At 67.4% G+C, this 1,082-nt stretch carries 1 pseudogene; it reads right to left on the bottom strand.

From position 1 onward, the window contains the following. Positions 1-2 precede the first annotated feature (2 nt). Positions 3-771 (bottom strand): annotated as a pseudogene (locus ACFYW3_RS39175) (transposase). Positions 772-1,082 lie beyond the last annotated feature (311 nt).

The following is a 1,082-nucleotide window of genomic DNA, read 5'->3' on the forward strand; positions in this document are numbered from 1 at the left end:
GTCTATCCGGCGAGGGCGAGGTTGTGCAGTCGGGCGATGCCGAGCATGGCGTGGTGGACGCCGTCGCCTTTGAGGCGGCAGTCGCGGAGGATCTTCCAGGTCTTCATGCGGGCGAAGACGTGCTCAACGCGGGCTCGGACCTGCTTGTGGGACTTGTTGTGTGCCTGCTTCCAGTCGGGCAGGTCTTCGCCTTTGCGGCGACGGTGCGGCATGACGAGTTCGGTGCCGGGGTAACCGCCGTCGGCGATCGTGAGTGTCTTCCCGACGGCGGCTTTGGCGCCGGACTCCTCCCATGCCTTGCAGTCGTTGCGGTTTCCGGCGAGCGGCCGGCCGACCACGACGACCAGGCGGGTGTCGGGCGTCGATGACAACCTGGTGGTTCGTGGAGTGCCGGTAGTTCTTGGACTGATCTGCCACGGCGTGGTCGCGAGTGGGCACGAGGGTGCCGTCCACGATGAGCACGGTGTCCTTGGCGAACCGTTTGCGGGGCTGCAGGGCGAGCATCGGCCCGAGGTGGTCGATGATGCGGTCGGCCGCCGACTTCGAGACCCCGAAGAGCGGAGCGAGCCGGCGCATGGTCAGGTTCGTGCGCCAGTACGCCGCGACCAGCAGTGCTCGGTCTTCCAGCAGGAGGCTCCACGGCCGGCCCTTGCGGACCGCATCCGCCCCCTGACGCCGCAGAACCGTCATCAGCTTCCCGAAGGCACGCGGGCTCAGCCCAGTGAACGGGGCTGTCCAGGACGGCTCCGACGCCGTGATCACACCAGCCACACCAAGATCATGTCACCGCGAGCGGCTGTTCGTTGAGTCGGCCGTTTCGGTGGGCCCCTCACCGCATGGTCCGACTGGCGTGCGGAGTTGGGGGGTGGGGCCACGGATACTAAATCCAGTCCCGGGCGGGATGCCGGGGACCTTCCCACCCACCCCCCATGGTCGCGAGTCCCATAAGATCTCCGTCCGACCCATCACACCGCACCGTATCCCGAGCCGCTGACAACACGGCCGTCCAGGGAGCCCCGCAGGGCAGCCAGCCCAAGCAACATAGCGGCATCTCCCATGACCAGCACTTACGGGACAGCCCT

This window comes from Streptomyces sp. NPDC002602, from assembly GCF_042889445.1.
Classification (GTDB): domain Bacteria; phylum Actinomycetota; class Actinomycetes; order Streptomycetales; family Streptomycetaceae; genus Streptomyces.